Annotated in this window: 28 protein-coding genes; 17 read left to right on the top strand and 11 right to left on the bottom strand. The window is 43.2% G+C overall.

Features of this window, described 5'->3' with window-relative positions; translation table 11 throughout:
- Positions 1-504: 504 nt before the first annotated feature.
- Complete coding sequence (gene clpB / locus NWF01_04170) at positions 505-3,099, top strand: ATP-dependent chaperone ClpB (GenBank protein MCW4024214.1); 2,595 nt, start codon at positions 505-507, stop codon at positions 3,097-3,099.
- A 7-nt stretch (positions 3,100-3,106) separates the two neighbouring features.
- On the opposite strand, the gene NWF01_04165 is transcribed toward clpB, so the two are convergent.
- Together NWF01_04165 and NWF01_04160 are read right to left on the bottom strand one after the other, a co-directional pair.
- Positions 3,107-3,310: a hypothetical protein gene (locus tag NWF01_04165; GenBank protein ID MCW4024213.1), complete on the bottom strand. Its 204-nt coding sequence runs from the start codon at positions 3,308-3,310 to the stop codon at positions 3,107-3,109.
- Positions 3,311-3,409: 99 nt separating this feature from the next.
- Positions 3,410-4,774 (bottom strand): NAD(P)/FAD-dependent oxidoreductase, encoded by a 1,365-nt coding sequence (locus NWF01_04160; protein ID MCW4024212.1) that lies wholly within the window; start codon positions 4,772-4,774, stop codon positions 3,410-3,412.
- A 99-nt stretch (positions 4,775-4,873) separates the two neighbouring features.
- On the opposite strand from NWF01_04160, the gene NWF01_04155 reads away from it, so the two are divergent.
- Positions 4,874-5,305 carry a helix-turn-helix transcriptional regulator gene (locus tag NWF01_04155; GenBank protein MCW4024211.1) on the top strand — a complete coding sequence of 144 codons (432 nt, stop codon included), beginning with the start codon at positions 4,874-4,876 and terminating at the stop codon, positions 5,303-5,305.
- 70 nt (positions 5,306-5,375) lie between these two features.
- Positions 5,376-6,389, top strand: coding sequence for an FkbM family methyltransferase (locus tag NWF01_04150; protein MCW4024210.1), 1,014 nt, complete (start codon positions 5,376-5,378; stop codon positions 6,387-6,389).
- Between the two features lie 16 nt (positions 6,390-6,405).
- Here NWF01_04150 and NWF01_04145 read toward each other — a convergent pair whose 3' ends face one another.
- Complete coding sequence (locus NWF01_04145; GenBank protein MCW4024209.1) at positions 6,406-6,894, bottom strand: Lrp/AsnC family transcriptional regulator; 489 nt, start codon at positions 6,892-6,894, stop codon at positions 6,406-6,408.
- Between the two features lie 128 nt (positions 6,895-7,022).
- Between NWF01_04145 and NWF01_04140 the strand changes: the two genes are divergently transcribed.
- From NWF01_04140 to NWF01_04125, 4 genes are all read left to right on the top strand, one after another.
- The gene (locus NWF01_04140) at positions 7,023-7,988 is read left to right on the top strand and encodes an asparagine synthetase A (protein ID MCW4024208.1); all 966 of its coding nucleotides are present in this window, start codon (positions 7,023-7,025) and stop codon (positions 7,986-7,988) included.
- Between the two features lie 10 nt (positions 7,989-7,998).
- The gene (locus NWF01_04135) at positions 7,999-9,885 is read left to right on the top strand and encodes a phosphoenolpyruvate carboxykinase (GTP) (GenBank protein ID MCW4024207.1); all 1,887 of its coding nucleotides are present in this window, start codon (positions 7,999-8,001) and stop codon (positions 9,883-9,885) included.
- 93 nt (positions 9,886-9,978) lie between these two features.
- On the top strand, positions 9,979-10,230 hold the full coding sequence (locus NWF01_04130) for a hypothetical protein (GenBank protein MCW4024206.1): 252 nt from the start codon (positions 9,979-9,981) through the stop codon (positions 10,228-10,230).
- A gap of 60 nt (positions 10,231-10,290) precedes the next feature.
- Positions 10,291-10,887, top strand: coding sequence for an MBL fold metallo-hydrolase (locus tag NWF01_04125; protein ID MCW4024205.1), 597 nt, complete (start codon positions 10,291-10,293; stop codon positions 10,885-10,887).
- Here NWF01_04125 and NWF01_04120 read toward each other — a convergent pair.
- Both NWF01_04120 and NWF01_04115 read right to left on the bottom strand, forming a co-directional pair.
- Positions 10,884-11,852: a zinc metalloprotease HtpX gene (locus NWF01_04120; protein ID MCW4024204.1), complete on the bottom strand. Its 969-nt coding sequence runs from the start codon at positions 11,850-11,852 to the stop codon at positions 10,884-10,886. The two genes, NWF01_04125 and NWF01_04120, sit on opposite strands and share 4 nt — an antisense overlap.
- Positions 11,853-11,932: 80 nt before the next feature.
- On the bottom strand, positions 11,933-12,655 hold the full coding sequence (locus NWF01_04115) for a class I SAM-dependent methyltransferase (GenBank protein MCW4024203.1): 723 nt from the start codon (positions 12,653-12,655) through the stop codon (positions 11,933-11,935).
- 114 nt (positions 12,656-12,769) lie between these two features.
- On the opposite strand from NWF01_04115, the gene NWF01_04110 reads away from it, so the two are divergent.
- A complete protein-coding gene (locus NWF01_04110; GenBank protein ID MCW4024202.1) occupies positions 12,770-13,465 on the top strand; it encodes a DUF120 domain-containing protein in 696 nt (231 codons plus the stop codon).
- On the opposite strand, the gene NWF01_04105 is transcribed toward NWF01_04110, so the two are convergent.
- The 4 genes from NWF01_04105 to dph5 are packed head-to-tail and all read right to left on the bottom strand — an operon-like array spanning position 13,462 to position 15,578.
- Positions 13,462-14,070, bottom strand: coding sequence for a rhomboid family intramembrane serine protease (locus NWF01_04105; protein ID MCW4024201.1), 609 nt, complete (start codon positions 14,068-14,070; stop codon positions 13,462-13,464). The two genes, NWF01_04110 and NWF01_04105, sit on opposite strands and share 4 nt — an antisense overlap.
- Before the next feature lie 7 nt (positions 14,071-14,077).
- Positions 14,078-14,533 (bottom strand): FAD synthase, encoded by a 456-nt coding sequence (locus NWF01_04100; GenBank protein MCW4024200.1) that lies wholly within the window; start codon positions 14,531-14,533, stop codon positions 14,078-14,080.
- Positions 14,509-14,784 (bottom strand): DUF357 domain-containing protein, encoded by a 276-nt coding sequence (locus NWF01_04095; protein ID MCW4024199.1) that lies wholly within the window; start codon positions 14,782-14,784, stop codon positions 14,509-14,511. The genes NWF01_04100 and NWF01_04095 overlap by 25 nt, the downstream gene beginning before the upstream one ends.
- Entirely contained in the window at positions 14,781-15,578 is a 798-nt protein-coding gene (dph5, locus tag NWF01_04090; GenBank protein ID MCW4024198.1) for a diphthine synthase, read from the bottom strand. Before dph5 ends, NWF01_04095 begins: the two co-directional genes overlap by 4 nt.
- Before the next feature lie 369 nt (positions 15,579-15,947).
- Here dph5 and NWF01_04085 point away from each other — a divergent pair, with 369 nt between their 5' ends.
- The 4 genes from NWF01_04085 (at position 15,948) to NWF01_04070 (ending at position 20,681) form a co-directional block, all read left to right on the top strand.
- Positions 15,948-17,009, top strand: a complete 1,062-nt coding sequence (locus NWF01_04085) for a hypothetical protein (GenBank protein MCW4024197.1) — start codon at positions 15,948-15,950, stop codon at positions 17,007-17,009.
- A 347-nt stretch (positions 17,010-17,356) separates the two neighbouring features.
- Positions 17,357-18,559: a 2,3-bisphosphoglycerate-independent phosphoglycerate mutase gene (gene apgM, locus NWF01_04080; protein MCW4024196.1), complete on the top strand. Its 1,203-nt coding sequence runs from the start codon at positions 17,357-17,359 to the stop codon at positions 18,557-18,559.
- Positions 18,556-19,683 carry a threonine-phosphate decarboxylase CobD gene (gene cobD / locus NWF01_04075; GenBank protein ID MCW4024195.1) on the top strand — a complete coding sequence of 376 codons (1,128 nt, stop codon included), beginning with the start codon at positions 18,556-18,558 and terminating at the stop codon, positions 19,681-19,683. Before apgM ends, cobD begins: the two co-directional genes overlap by 4 nt.
- Positions 19,683-20,681, top strand: a complete 999-nt coding sequence (locus NWF01_04070; protein MCW4024194.1) for a cobalamin biosynthesis protein — start codon at positions 19,683-19,685, stop codon at positions 20,679-20,681. Before cobD ends, NWF01_04070 begins: the two co-directional genes overlap by 1 nt.
- On the opposite strand, the gene NWF01_04065 is transcribed toward NWF01_04070, so the two are convergent.
- Positions 20,678-21,187: a hypothetical protein gene (locus tag NWF01_04065; GenBank protein MCW4024193.1), complete on the bottom strand. Its 510-nt coding sequence runs from the start codon at positions 21,185-21,187 to the stop codon at positions 20,678-20,680. The two genes, NWF01_04070 and NWF01_04065, sit on opposite strands and share 4 nt — an antisense overlap.
- A gap of 106 nt (positions 21,188-21,293) precedes the next feature.
- Here NWF01_04065 and NWF01_04060 point away from each other — a divergent pair, with 106 nt between their 5' ends.
- Positions 21,294-21,719, top strand: coding sequence for a CBS domain-containing protein (locus NWF01_04060; protein ID MCW4024192.1), 426 nt, complete (start codon positions 21,294-21,296; stop codon positions 21,717-21,719).
- 54 nt (positions 21,720-21,773) lie between these two features.
- Here the strand turns inward: NWF01_04060 and NWF01_04055 are convergent, their stop codons facing one another.
- Entirely contained in the window at positions 21,774-22,070 is a 297-nt protein-coding gene (locus tag NWF01_04055) for a hypothetical protein (protein MCW4024191.1), read from the bottom strand.
- Between the two features lie 494 nt (positions 22,071-22,564).
- Here NWF01_04055 and NWF01_04050 point away from each other — a divergent pair, with 494 nt between their 5' ends.
- The 4 genes from NWF01_04050 (at position 22,565) to NWF01_04035 (ending at position 24,421) form a co-directional block, all read left to right on the top strand.
- Complete coding sequence (locus tag NWF01_04050; GenBank protein MCW4024190.1) at positions 22,565-22,783, top strand: hypothetical protein; 219 nt, start codon at positions 22,565-22,567, stop codon at positions 22,781-22,783.
- A gap of 212 nt (positions 22,784-22,995) precedes the next feature.
- The gene (locus NWF01_04045; protein MCW4024189.1) at positions 22,996-23,331 is read left to right on the top strand and encodes a winged helix-turn-helix domain-containing protein; all 336 of its coding nucleotides are present in this window, start codon (positions 22,996-22,998) and stop codon (positions 23,329-23,331) included.
- An 18-nt stretch (positions 23,332-23,349) separates the two neighbouring features.
- On the top strand, positions 23,350-23,844 hold the full coding sequence (locus NWF01_04040; GenBank protein MCW4024188.1) for a hypothetical protein: 495 nt from the start codon (positions 23,350-23,352) through the stop codon (positions 23,842-23,844).
- Positions 23,825-24,421 (top strand): DUF1616 domain-containing protein, encoded by a 597-nt coding sequence (locus NWF01_04035; GenBank protein ID MCW4024187.1) that lies wholly within the window; start codon positions 23,825-23,827, stop codon positions 24,419-24,421. The genes NWF01_04040 and NWF01_04035 overlap by 20 nt, the downstream gene beginning before the upstream one ends.
- The last annotated feature ends 89 nt before the right edge of the window (positions 24,422-24,510 follow it).

Below are 24,510 nucleotides of genomic sequence, written 5' to 3'. Positions count from 1 at the left end.
TTTCTTCTTTTTAGATTTTTTGACTGTGAAATCAGTATTAATGACATCCCCTCTATGGTTTCTGCATTGACTTTCTATTTGGAGCCTAATAGATGCCAAATAGGAATGTTGATGGGTTATGTTTGATTCAGCACTTTTTCTTTGAGGTTTGCATGCTCAAAATTATCGTTACAGAATTGTGACTTACGAAAAATATTAAAGCACAAACAAAATATTTTTTCTGAGGATGGTTATGCCAAAAAAAGAAAAACCTTTAACTAAAAAAGAACGCGACGAAAAGCGAAAAGCCAAAAAAGCAAAGAAAAGCAAAACCCAAACCACTTGACACTTTGCTATACAAATTCTTTCTCCTTCTTCCCTTTTTGGTTTTTTTGCTTGATTGTTTGCATTGTTGCTTGTCGCCTTTCTGAGTTAACCATTCTTCTTTGAAGGTTCGCTTTGAAATTCAGCGTCAAGTCGTCCCCTTTCCAAAAAATTCAAATATTCTTAAGAAAATTTGGGATTATGAGTCTTAACAATTTTACAATCAAATCTCAAGAAGTCCTCCAAAAAGCCGTAGAAATAGCCACATCCAGCCAAAACCAAGCAATCGAGCCTGCCCACATTCTAAAGGCAATGTTGCTTGTTGACGAAAGCGTAGTTCCTTTTCTGCTAAAACGGTTCAATGTAGATTCAGCCAGCTTATCCGCTTCACTTGACAGACTGATTGATTCCTTGCCCAAGGTCACTGGCGGTGAACATTACCTATCTACTAATTCTAACAAGGCTCTTAGGAAAGCTCAAGACCTTGCTTCGGAGAGTCAGGACAAATTTGTCTCAATTGAGCAGTTGCTTTTAGCAATCTTGTCGTTGAATGATTCAGCTACGCGATTGTTGCAAAACAGCGGAGTTTCAGAAAAAGAACTAAAAGAAGCAATTAAGCAATTAAGGAAGGGATCAACTGTGAATTCACAAACAACAGATGAAACCTACAATGCACTAAACCGGTTTGCAATAAACCTCAACGACAAAGCCAAAACAGGAAAACTGGACCCAGTTATTGGTCGAGAAGACGAAATCCGCCGTGTCCTGCAAATCCTGTCAAGACGAACAAAAAACAATCCTATTCTTATCGGCGAACCTGGAGTTGGTAAAACCGCCATTGCAGAAGGATTAGCTCATCGCATAGTGAATGGTGATGTTCCTGAAAACCTCAAATCCAAACAGATTTATTCACTGGATATGGGTGCGTTGATTGCTGGAGCAAAATATAAGGGTGAATTCGAAGAGCGACTCAAAAGCGTCGTAAAAGAGGTGGTTTCCTCTGAAGGTGAAATAGTCTTGTTTATTGATGAAATCCACACGTTAGTTGGTGCGGGTGCAAGTGAAGGCGCCATGGATGCAGCAAACATCTTAAAACCTGCCTTGGCCAGAGGTGAGTTACGTGCAATAGGCGCGACCACTCTTAAGGAGTACCAGAAATATTTTGAGAAAGACAAAGCCCTTGAAAGGCGTTTCCAGCCTGTAATGGTTAATGAACCTGATACTATTGATGCAATCTCTATTCTACGAGGCTTAAAGGAGCGTTATGAAGTGTTTCACCATATTAGAATCAAAGATGAAGCAATCATAGCTGCAGTCGAGTTATCCCAACGCTACATAACTGACAGGTTCCTTCCTGACAAAGCAATTGACCTAATAGATGAAGCAGCATCAAAACTAAAATTGGAAATCAATTCAGCTCCTGAAGAATTAGAAACAATCGAACACAAAATCCGACAACTGGAAATCGAGCGGGAAGCCATAAAAAGAGAAAAAGACGCAACAAAACTCAAAGCACTAAATCAAGAAATCGCAAATCTGGGCGAGGAAAGAAACAAACTTAAAGCAAAATGGCAAGCTGAAAAAGAAATCGTTGACCAAATTCAAAAGAAAAAGAACGAAATTGAACAGTTAAGGTTTGAAGAGGAAAATGCCAACCGTAGAGGCGATTTGGGAAAAGTCGCCGAAATCAGGTACGGCAAAATCCCTGAAGCAACCAAAACCATTGAAACCCTAAAACAAAAACTCTCCGAACTACAAAAGGACACACCGCTTGTCAAAGAAGAAATTGGCGCTGAAGAAATCGCTGAAGTAGTTTCCCACTGGACGGGTATTCCTGTTAGTCGAATGCTGCAAAGCGAAAAAGAAAAACTACTAAACATTGAGGATGCGCTTCACCAAAGAGTTGTCGGGCAGGATGAGGCGATAGAAGCGGTTTCTGATGCTATAAGACGAAGCCGAGCAGGACTCCAAGACCCCAAACGTCCCATTGGTTCATTCATATTTTTAGGCACCACGGGTGTTGGCAAGACCGAGCTTGCAAAAGCCCTCGCTGAGTTCTTGTTCAATAACGAAAACAATATGATCCGCATTGACATGTCCGAATATCAAGAGCGCCACACGGTTTCAAGGTTAGTGGGTGCGCCCCCGGGTTATGTTGGTTATGAAGAGAGTGGTCAATTAACCGAGGCTGTGCGAAGAAAACCATATTCGGTTGTGTTACTTGATGAAATTGAAAAGGCACATCCAGACGTCTTTAATATACTTCTGCAAGTTCTGGACGATGGCAGATTAACCGACAACAAAGGCCGAACCGTTGACTTCAAAAACACCATCATCATTATGACCTCAAACATTGGCTCTCATATCATCCAAGAAAACTTAGAAAAAGCCACAACTGAGAACCGCGAAAAAGTGTGGAACCAAACCAAAGAACAAGTTTTCAGTTTACTGAAGAAAACCATCAGACCCGAATTCCTAAACCGCGTCGACGAAATCATCATGTTCCAGCCTCTAAATGAAGAAGAAATCCAGAAAATCGTTGAAAACCAACTGCGAATCATCCAAAAAATGCTTGAAAAGAACAATATCCAAATCGAAGTCACAAAAAAAGCAATAGACCACATTGCAAAAGTAGGGTTTGACCCCCAATTCGGCTCAAGACCAATAAAACGAGTAATTCAGCGCAACATTCTCAATGAGCTTTCAAAGATAATTCTGCAAGAAAAAGTCGACAAAACCGCTACTATCATAATTGATGAAAAGAATGGCGCTTTAGAATTCAAAAACAAGCCCTAATTTTTTCCTAATCTTTTTCTTTTAGTTTTTTGCTGATTTCTTCTAAGTGCTCAGGGGAAAACTGTTCATCTTGACAGTTGGGGCATCGCAACGCCTTCACATCACGCAAAATCTCCCCGTCAATTTCAAGGTCAACCTCTATCTCAAGGTATTCAACACAGCAGAAAGGGCACAGCATCGCGTTTGCTTTTGTGCTTTTAGGGTCTGGCATGTTTTTGTTCACGTGTTTTCACATATCACGTGCTTCTGCATAATTTAGCGTTTGCTCTAAAACAGAAAAAAATAATTGGCGATAAAAACCGCCTTGGGGTTACTTTACGAGTTTTTCTCTGGCTTCATCAATGATTTTGATGGTTTGTGTTTGCCATGTTTCAAAGCCGACTGGTGTAGCTGGGTAGGTGTTATAGTGTGCACTCAACTCCTTCATCATCGATACGGTGGTGTGGAGCTTGTTTAGGAAGCCGACTTTGCGGATGCCGCGGAAGACGCGTTTAGCTGTTTCGGTGATGTTAAGTTTGAAGTCGTCTCCCATACCTGCTTTGAGGACGTCATCTTCAGTCATGAGTTTCTGGTTCATGCCATAGTTGAGGTCTTCGTCACTGCATGAGAGAAGGAACAGCTTGAAAATGTCTAGTGCGCCTTGCTTTTTGCCGTAGGTGTCAATGTATCTCTTGTTGTAGCCCCACAGTGCCTCTTTAGTTGGCTCACCTTTGCTTAGTGCTTCAACGATTTGTAGCCCTACAAAGTGACCGCTAAGCATTGAAGGCCCAATACCGCCGCCGTGAATCGGGTTAACCAAAGATGCCGCATCGCCGACAAGGACAACTCCGTTGCCGACCATGTTGTCTAAGGGTCTGCGTACGGGGTCAAACCATGCGCCGCCTGTTTCAACGGTTGAGTCTTCAAACATTGGTTTTTTGAATGCTGTTTTGTAGAGTTGTTCTTTAGGGTTGGGGTAACCGGTTTTTCTCATGATGGCTCCGATGCCTACGTTTACGCGTGCGCCGCCGTAGGGGAAAATCCAGATGTAGCCGCCAGGGGATGCTTTTTGGTTGAGGTAAATTTCGCAGTACCTAGTGTTTTCAGTGTTCTGTTTAAGTGTGCGGATTTCGCGGTAGCATGCTTCAACATCTTCGTTGTCGATTTGACGGTCTATGCCAAGTTCGGCTGGAAGTTGCTTGCGTACCATACCAAAATAGCCTGTAGCATCAACGACTACTTTGCTGCGCAATTCGCAGACATCGCCTGTTTTCATGTTTTTGGCTGTGATGCCTACTACTGCGCCTTTTTCGATTATAGGTGAGCGTAGGTTTGTGTTGTCTTTTAGTTGAGCACCTGTGTCGGTGGCTTTTTTGAGTAACCATTGACCAAATAGGTGCCTGTTGAGGATGTAGCCTTTGAAATCGTTGTCTGCGACGGTAAAGACTGTGTTTTCGTCTGGGGAGAAGATTTTCATGCCGTCGATTTTGGTTTCTAATTCGCCGCCGTTGGGTTTTTCAAGTCCCAAAAATGTTAGGTGGTGCTCGCCTAGGGCGTCACCGCAGATTTTTTTTCCGATTTCATCTTTGGGTTTTTTTTCAACTATTGCTACTTTTAAGCCTTTTTCGGCGATGGTTTTTGCTGCGAGGCAGCCTGCTGTTCCAGCACCTACTACTATGGCGTCATATTTTTCCATTAATGTGCCCTCCAAGTTACTTTACTTTGTATACCTTGTTGTATAAGTAAACCCTTATAAAGGGTGAAGTGAGCCACAATACACCAGGTGTAACCCGCAATGAGCAACCCACCATTAACATTGAGCGCTGAATTCCGCAAAATCGTCGAAACCCGCATGAACCAAGTCCTCAAAGGCGTAGAAGAAACCTTCAGCCAAATCGTAGAAACCCAAAAAATCACCCCCACCGAACTCAAACTCGAACTCGACAGCCTACAAGAAACCTTCAACCTGCTCTTCCAAAAATGGAGCCTAGAAATCCTCTACACCCTCTTCCTCAAAGACGCCATCGGATTTGGAGAAATCAAAAAAACACTAACCGTAAACTCCAGAACCCTCTCCGACAAACTCAAAATGCTCCAAAAAAACGGCTACATAACCCGTAACATCACATCGGGACCGCCGCTTCGTGTGGAATACACCTTAACATCCAAGGGAAAAAACACAGTGCTTCTGGCGCTGCCGCTGCTGTACTATTCAAGTTCTGTTTAACTCAATTTTTCTTTTTATAAAACGCGAAAGATGTTTATGATACAAAGCTATGTTATTGGGGATTACCGTTATGCCGACACTTAGTGGGTTATATCGAACTATTCTAACAACACGTGGCTTTTGGAGTGTTATGCGGCTAAGAAAATCCCAAACCCCTCAAATAATCAGGTTTAGAAACGGTGTCGAGGCAAAAACAAACTACTTGCAGTATACCCTGCTAAGGGACTGGTTTTGGAAACTGCAAAAGCAAGGGTACAGCATAGAAAAAACTGGCAGCGGATGTATAATCAAAAAAGATGGCTTTGTCTACCAAACAAACTATCCCGCAACCGGTCGTTTCTTGTTCGATTTATTGCTTGACCTAAATAGCCGAAACTGGACTATTAAGCGAACCTTAACCCAATATGACCTCTGCAAAGACGGCTCTGTCTATAGCATAGAGCAAACAGGCGAAAACCTCTTTGAAATAAAATCTGAAAAACTCAACCTCATCGGTCCCATGGACGTACTTTATGTATACTTTATCGAATGTCTCGAAGAGAAACTCTACGAAAACAACTTCCAAAACAAAGTGGTGCTGGATGTTGGTGGCTTCTGCGGTGAAACAGCCGCGTATTTCTCAAGTATAGGTGCAGCTAAAGTCGTCATATACGAACCCATTGCTGAGTATCAAGAATTGATTAAGGAAAATATCCGGTTAAATCACATTAATGCTGAATTGTATAATGAAGGCATCGGGGAGACGGATGGAACACAGGTTATCAACTATGACAAGATAGATATAGGCTTTGGATTATTAAGCAGAGGACAAAAGCAAGCTGTCATTAAAATCAAAAATATCTCCCGCGTCATTTTGGAAAGTAAACCCGATATTGCAAAAATTGACTGTGAAGGAGCCGAAAAATGCTTAACCAGTATAGACCCAGAGGTTTTGGGATTAGTTGATTTTTACTTCATCGAAACTCACACCAAAGAACTCAAAACTTTGGTAGAGAACAAATTTCTAGAGTCAGGCTTCAAGAAAGCACGAGAGCCAACGCAACTTAACGATTGCATCGCTGTGCTCTACTTCACAAGAAAATAAACTATTAGTCGTCAACTTAGAGGGAGTTCTTCTTTGGTGGCGTCGGCAGACTGGTTGTTTCTTTGACTGTTTCAAAAACCATGCAGGTCAAGGTTTTGTCTAAGCCTTTGATGGAGCGGAGTTTGTCAACTACGAATTTGCCGATGGCTTCCACGTTTTCTGCGCGGAGTTTAATGAGCAAGTCCCAGTCGCCTGTTATTATATGGACTTCTTGGACTTCTAATAGTTTGGCGATTTCCATGGCAACTTCTCGCTGTGTAACTTGGGAGTTATTGTATGATACTGATGCTAATATGAAGGCTGCGGTTGCGGTATTGATTTTTTCTGGTGCGAGGATGGCGCGGTATTCTTTGATTATGCCTGCTTCTTCCATGCGTTTAATTTTTGCGAAGACAGTGGTGATTGGTACGTTGATTTTTTTGCCTATTTGGTTGGCGGTTAGTTTGCTGTTTTCTTGGATGATTTGTAGGATGGCGAGGTCTTTCTGGTCAAGTTTAATGCTCATGTGTAAATATTACAATGCTCAAGTATAAAAATCTGCAGGAAATGGTAAAATCTTCAGGTTTTTCAGTAATAAATTTATAATCGTCTTTTGGTACCTTAACACCCATAATTAAAAATCCAGTGATTAAAATGCAAACTCAGCAAGTTATTCCAATTCCAAAATCACTAGAACAACTAACTCCAACTGAAATAGAAAGAAAAGCCTGCATAGGCAAAATCATGACCTACACCCTAAAAAGCCTAACAAACACCTACACCAACAAAGGCTTCCAATGGCTCCTACCCGTTGCGCTAAGCCAAAGCACCGACCCCCTCTGGCCAGACCCAGGCGCGTCCATCGAAAAACGCATAGAAGTAGACATTTACGGAAAACCAGTCCGCACAACCGCCAGCATGATTATCCACAAACTCATCGCTGCCTCAACAGCCTACCCCAAACTATTCATTCTCTCACCAAACATCCGCATAGAAAAAGCAGCACGCGCCCAAACAGGCAAACACATCTACGAGTTTACCCAGTTAGACTTTGAATTATGTGATGCAAGCTCAAAGGATGTTTTTACATTAGTTGAAGAAGCCATCTGCACTCTCGTCAAAGACTTGCAGAAGGATATGGAACCCGAATTAAACCTGCTTTGCAGATGTGACTCCCTAAAAGTTCCAACACGTCCCTTCAAAGTGTATGACCGCGCAGATTTAGAAGCCAAATATGGTGTAGATTGGGAAGCAGGTATAGCAAATGAAATAACCGAGCCTGCATGGGTAACTAACATTCCAAGAGAATTTTACGATTTTGAAGACTTTACAACTGGCAAATGGGACAACTATGACCTGTTTATGCCTGATTTTGGTGAGGTTCTCTCAGGTGCCAAACGTGAATATGAATATAGTAAAATCTTAACCAAAATCGAACGTGACCAAGTCAACAAAGAAAACTATTCCCTCGTACTCAAAATGGCAGAAGAAGGCAGGCTAAGACCCACAGCTGGCGGCGGCATCGGAATGGAACGCATAGTCGGATGGATTACCGGAGTAAAACATATTGCTGAGTGCCAACCCTTCCCAAGAGTACCTGGAAACGTAAACCAACTTTAAGTGAACTTTAATGAATGCATATCTTGAAGCACTCCAACCAAAATTAAGCCCAGCAGATTTCAAAAAACTAAGCGCAATTGGCAACCCAATCGTGCACGAGTTCATCGCTAAAAGAAGTGATTTGTGCCATCCCAAAGAAATTTTTATCTGCAGCGACTCACCCCAAGACCTCGAACACCTAAGAAAAATGGCAATAGCCTCAGGCGAAGAACAAGCAATCCTGACTCTTGAAGGCCACACAATCCATTTTGATGGTGAACACGACCAAGGCCGAGACCGCCAAGCAACCAAATATCTTGTACCCAAAGGTGTTACTTTAAGCAAAGCACTCAATCAGATAGACAGGCAGGAAGGTTTAGGCGAAGTCCGCGATTTACTGCGTAACTCAATGACAGAAAAAACAATGATTGTCCGCTTTATTTCCCTAGGACCTGCTGACTCTGTTTTTACAATTCTTGGCTTGCAATGCACTGATTCATGGTACGTTGCCCACACTGAAAGCCTTCTGTACCGCCCAGGCTATGAACAGTTTGTTAAGGCAGGACCAAAAAGCGACTTTTTATGTGTGCTGCACTCTGCAGGAAGACTAACAGAGGACATGGTCAGCGCAGACCATAACAAAAAATGCATCTACATTGACCACATGGACAACACCATTTACAGCGTAAACACCCAGTATGCTGGAAACAGTGTTGGCTTCAAAAAACTCGCTTTCCGCCTTGCCATTCGTAAGGCAAGCAGTGAAGGCTGGCTGGCTGAGCACATGTTGCTTATGGGTGTGTTTGGTCCAAACAAGCGTAAAACCTACTTTGCAGGTGCTTTCCCAAGTGCATGCGGAAAAACCTCAACTGCTATGCTGCCCGGCGAAACCATCCTTGGAGATGACATCGCATACATCCGCGATATTGACTCTGTAGCCCGCGCAGTTAACGTGGAATCAGGCATTTTTGGCATCATACAGGACGTTAACCCCAAAGATGATGCCTTAATCTGGAAGGTTCTCACTAACCCAGGCGAAATCATCTTCTCCAACATTCTAGTAAAAGATGGCAAACCATACTGGCTTGGAATGGGACAAGAATTACCTAAAGAAGGCTTAAACTACACTGGCAAATGGTACGAGGGCAAAAAAGACGAAACCGGCAAAGATGTCCCCGCAGCAAACAAAAACGCTCGTTATGCAGTAACTCTTTCAGCACTGGAAAATGTTGATCCTGAACTTAACAATCCCAACGGTGTAGAGTTAGGCGGAGTAATGTATGGTGGAAGAGACGCAAAAGCCTACGTGCCTGTCCAGCAAAGTTTCAGCTGGGAACACGGCATCGTTGCCTACGGCGCATCCCTTGAAACAGAAACCACCTTTGCAACAATCGGGAAAGAAGGCGTTCCCGAAATCAACATGATGAGCATCCAAGACTTCATCAGCATTCCACTGGGTAAAAACGTTCAAAACAACCTCAACTTTGGTGCAAAACTCAAAAAAGCACCTCTGGTTTTCGGCGTAAACTATTTCCTGCGAGACCGCGAAACCAACAAATACCTCAATACTCCCCAAGACAAGCATGTGTGGATTAAATGGATGGAACTACGCGTCCACGGTGAAGCTGGTGCACTGAAATCCCCAACGGGCTACCTTCCAAAATATGAGGACCTCAAAGTGCTCTTCAAAGAAGTGCTAGACAAGGACTACTCAAAAGAAGACTACATCAAACAATTTACCCTTAGAGTGCCAGAAAACCTTGCAAAAATTGAGCGGGTTTCCCAGTTCTATCAAGAAAACGTCACAGAAATCCCGCTGGAAATGTTTGGCATCTTGTATTTGCAACGTAGCAGGCTGTTGGAAGCCCAAGAGAAGTATGGCGACTATATTTCCCCAGAGAATTTCTCTGAGGAATAATCTTTTCTTTTTTACTTTTTTTACAGTTAGTTTTAAAAGCCAAAACGTTACAGAAAGATAAACTAGGGAAAGAAGAATTAGTTGGCAAGAGTTATGAGGAAAGCAAAAATGGCAAAAAACATCGGAGAATATGTAATAAAAGTTGTAGATGCTAACAGCGATGGTTCTTTTGCGTGTCCAAAATGCAGTGCGCTGATTTCGCCGGAAGACGAAACAGAGACGACTTACGAAATTTTGGAGACCAAAATTGTTAATGATGAACTGGCTGAACTGGTAGTTAGTTGCGCTAAATGCAAAAGCACCATAAAAGTCACTGGCTTTAACCAAGTGGTTGACATTCAATAAGCTGTTTTGTCAGCAAACACTTTATTTTATTCTCTTTACTATTTTGCGTGATGGTTTAGTATGCAAATTGAAGTTTTCCCTGTTGGAAACCTGCAAACAAACTGCTACGTTGTAAGTGATTCCCAGACCAAGGAAGCACTAATCATAGACCCTGGTTTTGACTACACTTACGAAGCTAAACAGGTTGTTGATTACATAGAGAAAGCAGGGTTAAAAATTAACTGCATCATCAACACGCATGGACACCACGACCATATCGGCGGCGACAGTTATCTTCAAAAAAAGTACGGTGTACCCGTATACATACACCCAAACGACAAGCACTACCTAACCACGCGAAGCGAAAACGCACACTTAGACATCACAACGCTCAAAGAAGGTGAACTTATCAGGTTTGGCGCGGAATCCCTAAAAGTCATGGAAACTCCTGGGCACTCACCAGGCAGTATTTGTCTTGTCAGTGATAGACTGGTTTTCAGCGGTGACACTCTATTTGCTGGAGGCATCGGCAGAACTGATTTTGAAGGTGGCTCAGGCGAGGATATGGCACAATCGCTAAAGAAGCTGATGGCGTTGCCTGAAAACTTTACAGTTTACCCTGGTCACTACGAAGCAACAACAATAGGACAAGAAAAAAACTTCAATTCCTTCTTTTAGGCGCCCAACTCTTTTAGTGCACGCAAACGCTTCACAATATTTGGATGCGTGGAAAGAGCTTCCATTAGTTTTTCGCCAAAGGTTGGCTCTTTCTTGAGAATTTCCTCAACCAAACCATTCGCAGCTACATCATTTAATAATTGGGAATCCATAGCTGCAGTGTCAGGGTTCGCAATAAAAAGGGCTTTAAAGGAAGTGTTAGTTTGCTGTTGCTGGCTCTGCTGCTGATATTTCATGACGTTTTTGCTTGAATGAACAATTTTTGCCAAGCCCGTTGAGAGTTTGCTTGCTCCATTGTCAACAACACTGGCGCTGTGCTGGTCAGCGTAATACTCACGAAGTCTGCTAAGATACAGTGTGAATAATGTGAGCAACCATGAGAACGCCATAAAGGCAAACCCGATAAGCGCGTTGCTGCCTTCACCGTTTCTGCGGTTTCCGCCAAATATGCCTGAGAGCAAAAGTGAGTAACCAATAAAGTAGAACAATGCAGGCAGAAATGAAACTGCAAGCATAACTTGGACATCACGGTGTTTTAGGTGTCCAAACTCGTGCCCAATAACGGCTTCAACTTCCCCAGGGTTTAGGCTGTTTAGTAGTCCCTCTGTGATGGCAACACGGTTTCCTGACAATGGTGAGCCATAGGCGAAAGCGTTTGGCAGGGGGATTTGGGCGAGCATGAGTTTGGGTTTGGCGATTTTGCTTTTTCTGCTTAGTTCCTCAACGATTCGGTGAAGTTCGGGATGCTCATTTTCTGGGATAGCTTTGACTTTGTACATTGCATCAACAAGATATGGCGCCAGTAGCCACTGACCAATGTTAAAGGCTACAACCAGCACGCCGATGGTGATTAAGCTAAGACCCACATTAGCTAAGGTTAGAACAGCGGTGAACACAAGAGTTGTTAATCCAAAAATCACTGCTAGGGTGGTAACCATAGAAAGCTGGAGTTTCCACGTTTTCATCAATTTCACTTTATATTGTTGTTTCTTTCAGGGTACTTATAGGTTTTATGTAAAAACACTTTGTAATTCACTGAAATCTGTCATCTGCTGTATGCAATCAAAATTAACCTTTTAGATTCAACACTAAAAACTGAGCAGTCATAATCACCAAACACTTCTTCCACCAAAAACCCTGCGCTCCCAAGCAAACCTTGCAGTTCCCCTACCCCGTAGAGGCGGACACGATGAACAAAACTGCGGATTTCACCATTTGCCTTATCTTTGGTAACCCAAAAATCCTCCATCACCTCATCTAAATCCAGTACCCTTTGCTGAGTCAAATAAAAACTTGGATACTCCCACATTTCCTGTTTAGGTACTGCATATTTTTGGGCAATCTGCAACTTGTTAAAGATGTCTACTACAAGCAAGCCCCCACTGGCAAGGATTCGATTTGCTTCCCGTAAAACCTGCAAATCATCCTGTGCCGACGGCAGATACCCCACACTTGTGTCCATGTTAACGACAGCTCCAAAACATCCCTTCTTAAACGGCAGGCTCCGCATGTCACCCCTAACCAGTTGTGCGTTTGGGTTTTGTGTTTTAGCAATTTTCAGAAGCCCTGCTGAGGTGTCCAAGCCTACAACTTCAAAACCGTTCTCGGTGAGGCTGTTTAGATGTCTGGCGGTTCCACAGGCAAGGTCCAGTATGGCGGCGTTTTTGTTGAGTATGGTTTTTAGGAAGTGCACTTGTTTTTCTGTGTAGTGTTGCTGTGCGATTTGTGCCCAGTAAGTTCCCATTTCATCAAAAACGTTTCCTATCAAGGGGCTCCCAAATACAATTAATTAAGTGCCTAAACTTATTGGTTTTTAGGTGTCCCTTTCGTTTTGCTTAAATATTCACTTACCATACTGTAAAATTAAGTTAGAGAGATTGGTATGGCTGAAAAACACAACTGGCAACACATTTTTATGCTACTAAAACTGGCAGAGATGGGCGCGTATAGGCGAACCGCCAAAGTATCAACCGAGTTCTTAGCCGATAAGCTTGGCATTAGCCAACAGACCGCCTCACGCTACCTCATCGAGCTAGAACGCAAAGGCTGGATAACACGCAACATAACCCCAGAAGGCAGCCTAATCAAAATCGACGAAGCCGGTAGCCACGAACTGCTCAAACTGTACTCTAACCTTAAAATGCTAATGGAAAAAGAGTACCCACCCTCCGTTACCCTAGAAGGAACAGTTTTCACTGGGCTTGGAGAAGGTGCATACTACATTGGACGGGAAGCATACCATAAACAGTTAGCTGAAAAACTGGGTTTTAACCCCTACGTCGGCACTTTAAACCTCAAATTAACCACAGACTACGACATTAAAACCCGCATGGAACTAGACGCTTACCCCGCCATTGAAATTCAGGGCTTCACAGGAGAAGACCGAACGTTTGGCTTGGTAAAATGTTACCCCGCAATCATCGGAAACAAAGTCAAAGGTGCCTTAATTATTGCTGTACGTAGCCATTACGACTTTTCGGTTCTTGAAATTATTGCGCCTGTGTTTTTGCGAAAACAACTAAACCTTAAAGATGGCGTCAAGGTTAAAGTGGAAGTTTTCACTTCTCCTGAAGCCTAAAACGGCGTCGTCATCGAGAATCTGATATTGTATTGGTCTTCAGGTTTTCTTCTTGAAGCTAAAAGGTAACCTGCAACCAACCCAAACACTAAACCGCCAATATGCGCCAAATCATTAACGCCAGCTCCTGAACTAAACAGTAACAAAAAGAAAGCATATCCCAACGCACCCACAATTGACTGCCGAACTGAACGACGCGTATAAATTACGCATGCGCCAAACAAGCTAAAGATAGCTCCTGATGCCCCAACACTGACAAAGTCTGGACCAAATGAAAGCGATAACAAATTGCCCATTAAGCCACCGATAAAGTAAATTCCCAAGTATTCAGGCAGCGAGAACAGTTCTTCGCCCCGTAACCCGAAAATCAAAAGAAACAACATGTTTCCCGCTAAGTGAGCGATGCTTGCATGAACAAACATGGATGTGAACAGTTGATAGTATAATCCGTGGAAAACCGCAAAGTTCCATTGCCCCCACTGGTACACCATGCTGGCGCTTGTGTTCACTGCGTCACCGCCTGCAATGGATGTGTAAACGTACGCAGCAATGGTTACTGCAATCAGAACGTAAGTAACCCTGAATTTTTGCGAGCTTTTTTCCATCACGTGCTCATCTTTTAGATTTCTCAATTATTTTTTCTTTAATCTTTGAGGAACTATCTAAAGTATTCTGCCCAAACTTTCCAACCCGCACGACCTTAATGCCTGATTTGTTTGCGGTGACATAATTTTGAACCTGACGCAAAATATCCTCTTGGTCATAACCCAACGCAATAACATCAGGCTTCACCAAATCAATAACTTCAGCCATGTCAAAATGCTCCGCCCCCAAAACCGCCTCATCAACAATCCGCAACGCCTTCACAAGAGCACACCGTTCATCCTCAGACATGATGGGTTTTCTACCTTTGAGTTTTTCAACTGTGCTGTCTCGGGCAACAATAACAGTGAGTTTAGCGTTTTTTCCGCCTGCGGCTTTTGCCTCCTCAAGGTACTTTACGTGCCCCAAATGGAGCAGGTCAAAGACGCCTGAGGCTAAAACTATGGTTGTTTTCTTGTCGGCCATTCAAACTTCACCGCTCCCAGTAGTCTAAGTGCATCCAGCAGTCCCTCACAGTAGGCAACGCTGGTTAAGCTGGTTTCAAGCTTACCTGCATCCTTATAATATTTTGCGTCCTCCAAATAATCCCGCGTGTAACTGAGAATTTCGTTTAGGCCTTCCTCGGTGATGGCGATAGGTGGAGGATTCTTCTCCAGGTTCGCCAAAACTTTCTCGGCAGACCCAATGTATTTGGTGATTAATTCTTCCAAACTCATCGCGCCAACCTCTTAAACTCCAAAGGCGCACCCGCAAACGCAATCAACGCATCAACCTCCATAAACTGGAACTCGCCGGGGAAAATCAGCGTGTAGGGTGGCGGTCCAAAATCAAATTTAATCAGGTTCCTAACAAAATCGGCTTTGAGAGTGGGTGTTTTGCTGCCTGCCCTTGCCAACCCCAACACGGGCGTGTCAGGTGTCACGATGTTTTCGCCTCTTTTTGCTTCAACCTCCAAAAGCATCTCCAAAGCCTTGTCAACCCCCAAAAACTGGTGCTCAGCCATCTTCAAATCCAACAGGCAAAGCGTGTGCAAGCCCTGTTTCTTGTTCTGGGCTATCACGTTGTAGGGGGTTTGGCTAAAGTTTTCTTTAAAGGGTACTGTGACGGTTTTGCCAAACTTGTAATTATGTAAACCAGAAACACTAATTATCGCCGAAATAATCGAGGCGCCGTGGATTACGCGGGTTTTGATGCCCATTTTCTCGGCGTCAATGCGAAGTGTCGTGTGGGTGGTGGCGATGAATGGGTCGCCGGGAACCAGAAACACTGCTTTACCTGCTTTGGCTGCCTGCAAAATTACAGCACCGTTTTCCTCTTCTAAATGGTGCCGCTGGATTTGTCTGACCTTTTTGCCTGCCTGTGCCTCAAATCGCTCCATTGAGAAGTCAGGCATTAGGCTTGTGTAGGTTTCCATGAAAACTGCGTCTGCAGATTTGACTTCTTCTAAGCCTGCTAAGCTTATGCCTTTTTCGTCGTTTAAGCCTAAACCAACAAAGACCAGTTCACCCAAAGTTAAGCCTCAAAGGGGAATAAAAAGAGTGGTCAAAACTTTAAAGGTTCACCTTCAAAAGAAGGCATACTTCCTATTAGTATAATGTTTAGTAGGAAACTTCTGACTTTAGTGGCTTGGGTGGAAGTTTTGTATGAAAAAGTGAATTAGGGTGAAAAAGTTATTTGTGATTCAATGTTGTGGCTGATTGGAGGTTTTGTGATAAAATTTAAAAGAGTATTGGTTGCATTGTTTGGTGGTGTGTGGGTGGGTCAATTTCGAAAATTAGCGTTCGCAGTTACATTTTTTATTATTGTGCTTTTATTTCCCTTTTTATGCGTTAATGCTGAGGCATCTGCTTTAGAGAATACTTGGCAAACAATGGCAAATATGCCCACAGCTCGAAGCTCAGTATGTGCCACTGTTGTGGATAACAAAATTTACGTTATCGGTGGAACCACTGGAGACCTGACCAACGTCAACGAAATGTATGATACAAAAACAAACATTTGGGCAACAAAACAGTCCATGCCAACGGCTAGATGCACTTTTGGAGTGGCGGTTTGGAATAGCAAGGTTTACTGCATTGGAGGGCTTGTGGCAGGTGGCCAAGTTTCAGATGCAAACGAAGTATATGACCCAGCAACAGACTCATGGACAAAACTTACACCAATCCCCACGCCAAAATACACATGTGCAAACGTTGTAAACGGAAAAATCTATCTGATAAGCGGCAGTGGAGAAACTAATTCTAATGATGTTTACGACATTGCAACAAATAGTTGGACTACAAAAACACCAATACCAAATCCTGTTGTGGACTACGCTTCAGCAGTACTCGACGACAAAATATACATAATAAGCCAAGATGCACTGCAGATTTATGATACTATAACCGATTCATGGAACAACGGAGCAGCCACACCTACAGTTCTTTGTGCTTCTGCGGCAGCTACTTCGGGAACCTATGCACCTAAAGGAATCTATGTAATAGGCGTTGACTATACTGGGCGAATCACTATGGAAACCCTAAATTTAGTGTATAACCCACAAACCAACACTTGGAGCAACTGTACAAGTATGCTTACTTCTAGAGATACTGTTGGTCTAGTTGTTGTAAATGACCTGTTATATGCGATAGGGGGCAAGGATATTGACACTGTGATTGCTCCACCAAACCCATCAAAGTTCGCCACAAACGAAAGATATATTCCATTAGGATACAGTGGACCGTCTTTGAAAAATCCCCCACTTACGTCATCGCCAACAGCTTCTGAGGATAATCCGTCTGCTGTGTCAACAAGCACTCTAACTGGTGGTTCTTCTGAGAATCCCTCTTTGCCGATGACAGCGTTAGTTGCTGGCGTGGCTGTTGCATGTACAGTTATTGCAGTTACTGGCGTTGTAGTGTATCGTTTTAAGCATGCACCCATCAAAGCCTCGCAAGCTTAACAGTTCAACCAACATTCCTATTTGCTGCCTATTTGGTGCCTATTAGTCAAGGTATGCAGAAAAGATAGAGGAGAGGTCAATAATGGCGCTTTTCCAAGCCAAAAACTGGCTTAAGCTGATGGCGCACCTAACAGACAATAAGTGGATATTTCGGTTTTTGATACATGCCCAGCTTTGAACTAACCCTTTTAATACTCAACGCCTAAATTGGGTGTTGAAGGGAAAGGAGAAGCTTCCTTCACATCTTTTGTTCCAGAAACTGGATACGTAAATGTTTATATCGTCTCCCCAAATCCCAAATTGTCAACATAAAATCAGGAGGGGAAACCAAAACGCGCTGCATACTCATCGTGGGAGACGGAATGGCAGATACAGCCCTGCTCCAACTTAAAGATAGAACCCCTCTGGAAGCCGCAAACACCCCAAACCTTGACCGCCTCGCATCAAATGGTGCCTCAGGACTTTTAGATTCCGTTTCACCAGGCTTTGCACCTGGTAGTGACGCTGCGAATCTTGCCATTTTAGGCTATGACATCCCAATTTTTGGTCGCGGACCCTTCGAAGCCGCAGGCGCAGGATTGCCTGTTGTGCCTGGGGATTTGGCGTTTCGATGTAACTTTGCTACCGTTGATGTCCAAATGGGTTTGGTGGATGAACGTGCAGGACGCATCGGTGCAGAAGCAGAAACGCTTGGCAAACTGCTTGAGTATGTGTCGCTTAAAGAAAACCCTGACTCCCAAATTATCTTTAAGCAAACTTTAGGTTTCAAAGGTGCCTTGGTGATTCGGGGCAACAACGTTTCAAGATGCGTTAATGCGGAAATCCCCATAAAAGGCGAAAAAACCCTCGTAAAACCCTTAAACAGCACACCAGAAGCCAAAGCCACCGCAGACGCACTCAACGAATTCATCCAAATCAGCCACCAAACACTCCAAAACCACCCCATAAACCAAGCCCGAATCGCAAAAGGGCAACTCCCAGCTAACATTGTTATTCCCTGGAGCGGCGGATTAGTTCCTGAGCTTGAACCTTTCAGTCAAAAATATCCGCTTAAAGCTGCCTGTGTAGCCGCTGTGAGTATCATTAAGGGCATTGGCAAACTTACAGGTATGAGGGTTTTGGATGTTGAGGGTGCAACGGGTGATGTGGATACGGACACGCTGGCAAAGGCGGACGCGGCGCTTTTGGCGTTGAAGGATTATGATTTTGTTTTTGTTCATGTAGAGGGTACAGATGAGGCTAGTCACGATGGTAACTTGCAAGGCAAAATTGAGGTAATTCAAAAAATCGACTCTATGGTGGGCAGAATCCTTGATGGGGTAGATTTGGGTGAGGTTTGTGTTGCTTTGATGGCTGACCACGCTACCAGCACCGAAACCCGCAAGCATCTGGGTATAAGTGTTCCCATTACAGTTGCAAGCAAGCATATCTCTCATGATGGCGTAAAGCATTATAATGAAAAGGCAGTATTCAATGGCGGATTGGGTCACATGCTGGGCAAAAATGTTATGCCACTAATACTGGATTTAATGAGGAGGAAGCAACAGTGAAACCCATCAGCAGCCTAATTAACGATAAACTCAGAAATCTAACGCCCTGCGTGCACGGCGGCGAAGTTCTAGACGCAGCAGAGAAAACTGGGTTCCACCGCGAGGACATTTTAGATTTTAGTTCAAGCGTTAACCCGCTGGGACCATCCCAAAAAGTGCTAAACACAATAGTGGACAGTTTTAGCCGAATTCAAGCATATCCAGACTCAAACAGCAACGAACTTCGCGCTGTAATCGCCAAGCACTACTGCGTAACCAAAAACAACATCATAATGGGCAACGGCTCAACCGAACTAATGTACCTGTTCTGCGAGGTTTTCCTAAAACCCGGCGAATATGCAGCCATGCCCGCGCCCACTTTTGGCGAGTATGAGAGTGCCGTTCGCAAAACTGGTTCGGCTGTGCGTTTTATCAAGTTGGAGGGGGATTTTCAGATTGACGCCGACAGCTTTCTTGAGCAGGTAAAGGGCGCAAAAATCATCTTCATCTGCACCCCCAACAATCCAACCAGCATGCTAGCCCCAACAGCAGAGCTAACAAAAATAATCCAAACCGCCATGGAACGCGATTGTTTGGTGTTTTTGGATGAGGACTTCTTGGAGTTCATTGAGGGTGAACGTGAGCTTTCCATGGTTAGCAAAATTAACATTTACCCTAACTTGTTCATTCTCAAATCTTTCACAAAGATTTATGGGTTAACAGGGTTGCGTATCGGCTATGGTATAGCCAACCAAGACATCATCGACGTGATGACATGCTCCAAAATCCCTTGGAACCTCAACTGTTTGGGTCAAGCCGCCGCAGTCACCGCTCTTCAAGATAATGAGCACCTACAGAGAACCCTTACATTAATCAAAACCGAAAAAGCATACCTTCAAGAAGGATTGCGCCAAATCAGCGGGTTTAAGCTGTTTCCTGCTGACGCAAACTTTTTCTTCATAGACATCCGCAAAACAGGTTTCACAGCAGCGCAACTTAGCCAAAAAATGCTAGAGCAGGGTCTTTTGATTAGGGATTGTACGTCTTTTAGAGGTTTGGATGAATATTTTGTTCGTATCGCAGTTAAAACTCGCAGCGAAAACGAGCGGTTGCTTAATGCTCTGAGAGGGATTGTGAAGGCTTGATGCTGGAGGGTCTGTTTGCTTTCCATTTGCCGCTGCTTTTGGATTCTGTGCTGATTTTTGTTTTCGGATTCTTAATTGACATGGTATTTGGCGAAATCCCAGACAGTATTCACCCAACAATTGGCATAGGCAAAATCATCGGTTGCATTAGACCTAAACTTAGAAACAAAAACCCAAAAATTGAAAAAGCCAACGGGGTTCTGCTGGTTGTTGGGTTGGTGGCGCTGGTTTCCCTGCCTGTTTTCTTTCTGCTCTATGGCGTACGCCTTTATTTGGGCTCAATAATCTACATCATCATTGGCGCAGTCTTGTTTAAGGCAACGTTTGCGATTCGCGGCATGGGGCAATACACGATTCCCATTGCAAAAGCTCTCAAAAACAATGACATCAACGGGGCAAGAAAATGGTTACCCTACATTGTCCGCAGAGACCCAAACAGCCTAAACGAGCGCCAAATCGTCTCAGCCGCTGTAGAATCAATCGCGGAGAGCACAACTGACGGCATCACAGCACCCTTCTTCTTTTATATGCTTCTTGGGGTTCCCGGGGCATTCGCGTTTCGTGTGATTAACACGTTAGATAGCATGGTAGCGTATAAGACTCCTGAGTTGCGCAATATCGGCTGGTTTACTGCAAAGATGGATTCATGGACGGGCTACATTCCAACACGTTTAACCGCGGTTTTGATGGCTGCCGCTGCAGGATTACTTGGGCATAACTGGAAAGAATCCCTGCGCATCATCAAACGTGACAAAAACAAGACTACAAGCCTTAACGCTGGCTGGACAATTTCAGCGATGGCAGGCGCCTTAAACATTCAACTGGAAAAGCAGGGCTGCTACAAACTCGGCGATGACCATGGTATCGCGGCTGATGACATTTTTATGGCACTGCGGGTTATGACTGTGACTGCAGCATTGTTTGGGTTAGTTGTGATTTTGCCACTTCTGGCCGTACGAGTCTATGTTGTTGGGTACCTGATTGCTCTTGTCTTTTAGACGATGTAGCCGCTGGTTTTTTCAAAATCTGACACAATCTCCATCACACGCTTAGGTGCAACTACAGACTCCAACGGTAAATCTTTGAGCAGAATCCACGGCGATTTACAGGCAAGCTCCGTTGCTATGTGATTTTCTCCGAAACTTTTTTTGGCAACTTCAATCACCTGATGCCTAACTTCTTTTTCAGACATTTCGCCCAGCGCGTGCAGGTACTCGTGCAGAAGAAGATTATAGATCAAAGCGTTTATGGTTGGTTTAGTTTTAATTTGGGCTTCTACAATGTCAACTAAGGCTCGGTTTAGGACAATGTTGTTGGTTCCCACGGGGTAGTATGCTCCCAACTGAAGAGGTAAATCTTCCAAAAACAGCATCAGGTTGCCTCTGCGTTTACTCAACGCGTATTCAGCAGTGTCTTTTACAATGTTCCAGATTTGGGCGTAGGTTTTTGCGTTGTCAAGTTCGGGTGCATATTTGGGCGTGTTCAAAAACTGTGTTTTCTCCATTATAGATGGCTGCTTGGGCGCCTTTAAATGTTGACTTGGTGGTTTATACAAAAAATTGATAAACCACAAGTGCGTCTGTCATACAGCATTAAGGTGAAAAATATAAATGACAAGCAATGTCGTCGTAAAAGATATCATGCAAAAAGATGTTAAAACCGTAACCAACAACACAGTCGTGCAAGAAGTAGTCGAAATCATGAACAAATACGACAAAGACGCAATCCTAGTTATCCAAAGCGGAAAACCAACAGGCATCATCACAGTAAAAGACCTCCTGATCCGCGCAGTCGAAGCAGGAACACCTCTTAAAACAATCATTGCAAGAATGGTCTACACAAACCCACTCGTAGTTATCGAAGAAAACGCAACTCTTGAAGAAGCAGCAAAACTGATGCAACACTGGCGCATAAAGCACTTACCAATTGTTGACAAACAAGGCGCACTGGTTGGTTTACTGGACGATAGACAAGTTGTTTATGCTGCTCCAAAACTCATGCCAGTAATGGAAGAGTTCTGTCTCAGAAAACAATAATTTTCCTTTTTAACAAAATTTTTTCTTTTTTAAAACAATCTAAAAAATAAGAGATTAGGGATTTTGCTGTTTTTCCCATTCTTCTTTGACTTTCTGGTTGATTTCTGCAATGTTGTCTGGCTGTTGCAAATCTGAGATTACGTTGTTGAGTTCGTAGCGGGTTAGGTTTGCAATTTCATTTGATTTTAGAGGGTCATTTTTTGTTGCCTGATAAGTTTTGAGTGCACGTATTACGCACCTGATCATGAGGCTGTTGAGTTCGTCGCGTAGCACTTGAAGCTCGTTTTTGCTATCTTTCATTTTCTGGTCAAAGGTTGACTGATCCCAATTTCCCTGTGGATCTGTAGACATAATTTTTCACATCCTAACACTCAACAATGTGTTTAGTCATTATAGACTTTTCCTAAAAACACTTTCAAACATCTGTTGCTCTCAAAGAAGAGTTATAGTATGAAAATAACGGTTTAGTTTGAAAATGTTCTATTAGGGTGCTCTCCCCTCTATAGTTTCTGCATAGAATTTCTATTTGGAGCCTAATAGGTGGCAAATAGGCTTGCTGATTATGTGGTAGTTGCTTAGGTTCAGAGTTGCTGTAGAAATAATACAAACAGTGATTGCCAAACTTTTCGCCACAGTAGCCTTCTGAGACGGTTAAGGTTTGGGTTTTGTTTATAAACTTCAAATTATGGATTATTAGATGTTTTCATATAGATAATTTATATATTTGTTACACTTCCGTATAGCTTAGTTGAGATGGCTAACTAGAAAGGAGAGAATGAGCAAAAAAGACAGAAAGCAACATAAACCCTTGCTCATCTGCTTCCTTCAGGAAGGGATTTAATAGCTTGGCTTTGAACCAAAAAAACCTCGTAGACGAACTGCGCACAGAGTGGAAAAAACTCTGGAACGAACGCCTTGATGATAAAATCCGAGCCGAAGGCATCGCCGTGGGTAATTATGATAAACTTTTTGTTGACAAAGGCACAATCATTCACGCTACCCGCAACTGCAAACCTATAGAATTTACCGACATATTAAAACAGCACAAAGTTCCCTCCAAGTAAGAACCCACCACCCCTACAGTTGGCGGCTGGAACAAATTCGTAAAAACCCAAATAAAAACCCAAAAACAAAAAATTGCCTTCAAACCAGAAGCCAAAGCCGAGCGTAACCAGCCAAAAAAAGGCGGCAGAGGCTGGCTCCACAAGTAACCTTAACAAAATCTTGTATTTTTAGTAAATAATTCATTTTAAACGTTTTTTAGGAGTGACTCTGTTTGGGAATCTACCGTGAAAAAATAGACATCATGGCAAAAATCTTAGAAATAGCAAGTGGAAACGCTAAAAAAACACAAATTATGTATCAGGCAAACCTAAACTATAAGGTTCTGCAGCGTTACCTCTCAGAAATGGGTGCGGCTTCCCTGATAAAATTTGACCAAACCCTTGAATGTTACACTCCAACCGAGGTTGGCCATGAATTTTTAAGCATCTACACTGAGTACACACGATGTAGCAGTGCTATGAGAAAATGGGCATGCGACATGCAGCAAAAACGCGCTGAACTGGAAAAAATTTCTAATCTGAAAATTAGCCGTGCCACTAATCTGTAACCTTAAGTGATGAAACAAATGCACACAACTAAAGTTGCAGTTACTGTATTGCTGGTTCTGTTACTGTGTGGTTTTGCTTTTCCAGTTTTAGTAAGTGCACAAGATGCACGTATAAGTGCAGCGGAAACTGCCCTAAATCAAGCTTTCACAGCGACCTTTGAGGCAGAAAAAACTGGGCAAGACATCACAAGTCTTCTTGAGCAGCTTGATACTGCATCGATACTGCTTGCGGACGCCCAAAACGCTTACCTTTCGGGAAACACTGGTTCCACTGCATCTTATACTGAACAAGTAATACAAATATCTAACACAGTGAAAGCTCAAGCTGCAACCTTAAAAGAGGAAGGCATTGAAAAAACACAGACAATTCTTATTGAAACAGCGGTGGGTTCTGTTGGTGGTATAGTTGTTTGTTTGGCTGTTTTCTTTTTTGGGTGGAAATTTTTCAAAAAAATATACCTAAAACGTATGATGACTTGGACGCCGGAGGTAAATGCCCCTGAAACTCAGTGATTACAAGCTTGTTTTCGCAGCTACCTGTTTAATTGCTGTATTGCTTGTTGCATCTCCAACTGTTGGATTAATTGTTAAGTTGCCTCAGGGTGAGCCTTTTTCAGAGCTTTTCCTGCTTGACCAGCTGCAGATTGCTGACAATTATCCCTACAACATCGATAGCGATGTTAGCTACACCTTTTATGCTGGCGTAACCAATCATCTTGGCTCCTCCTCTTACTACGTACTATACCTGAAACTTGCAAACAGGGACGATCCCTTGCCCAACAGTGAGCAGGGAACCCCAAGTTCACTTGCGCCACTTTATGAGTTCAGATTTCAAGTGCAAGACGGGCAAACTTGGCTTAAACCTGTAACGTTTAGCATATCTAACTTTTACTCTGCGGGAAATCAAACAACAATTGGACGTTTAACTATCAACGATGTGCAGTATACAGTAAATAAGCAGTCAACTTTCAATGCAACCCAAAGCACCTACCAGTATGTTCTTTTCTTTGAGCTTTGGTTGTTTAATCCCGAATCTGGCAGTGCCCAGTTCAACAACAGATTTGTTAGTCTTCAACTAAGTTGCATATAATTCATATTTACCCACGATGAAAATTCTCGTTAAACGATCAGTCGCTCTCTTACCACATTATTTAAATCACACGCTCAACTGCTTGGTAA

The organism is Candidatus Bathyarchaeota archaeon (genome assembly GCA_026014585.1).
Taxonomy (GTDB): domain Archaea; phylum Thermoproteota; class Bathyarchaeia; order Bathyarchaeales; family Bathycorpusculaceae; genus Bathycorpusculum.
Note: the sequence above shows the minus strand (reverse complement) of the source record. Positions and strands in the feature narration are given on the sequence as shown.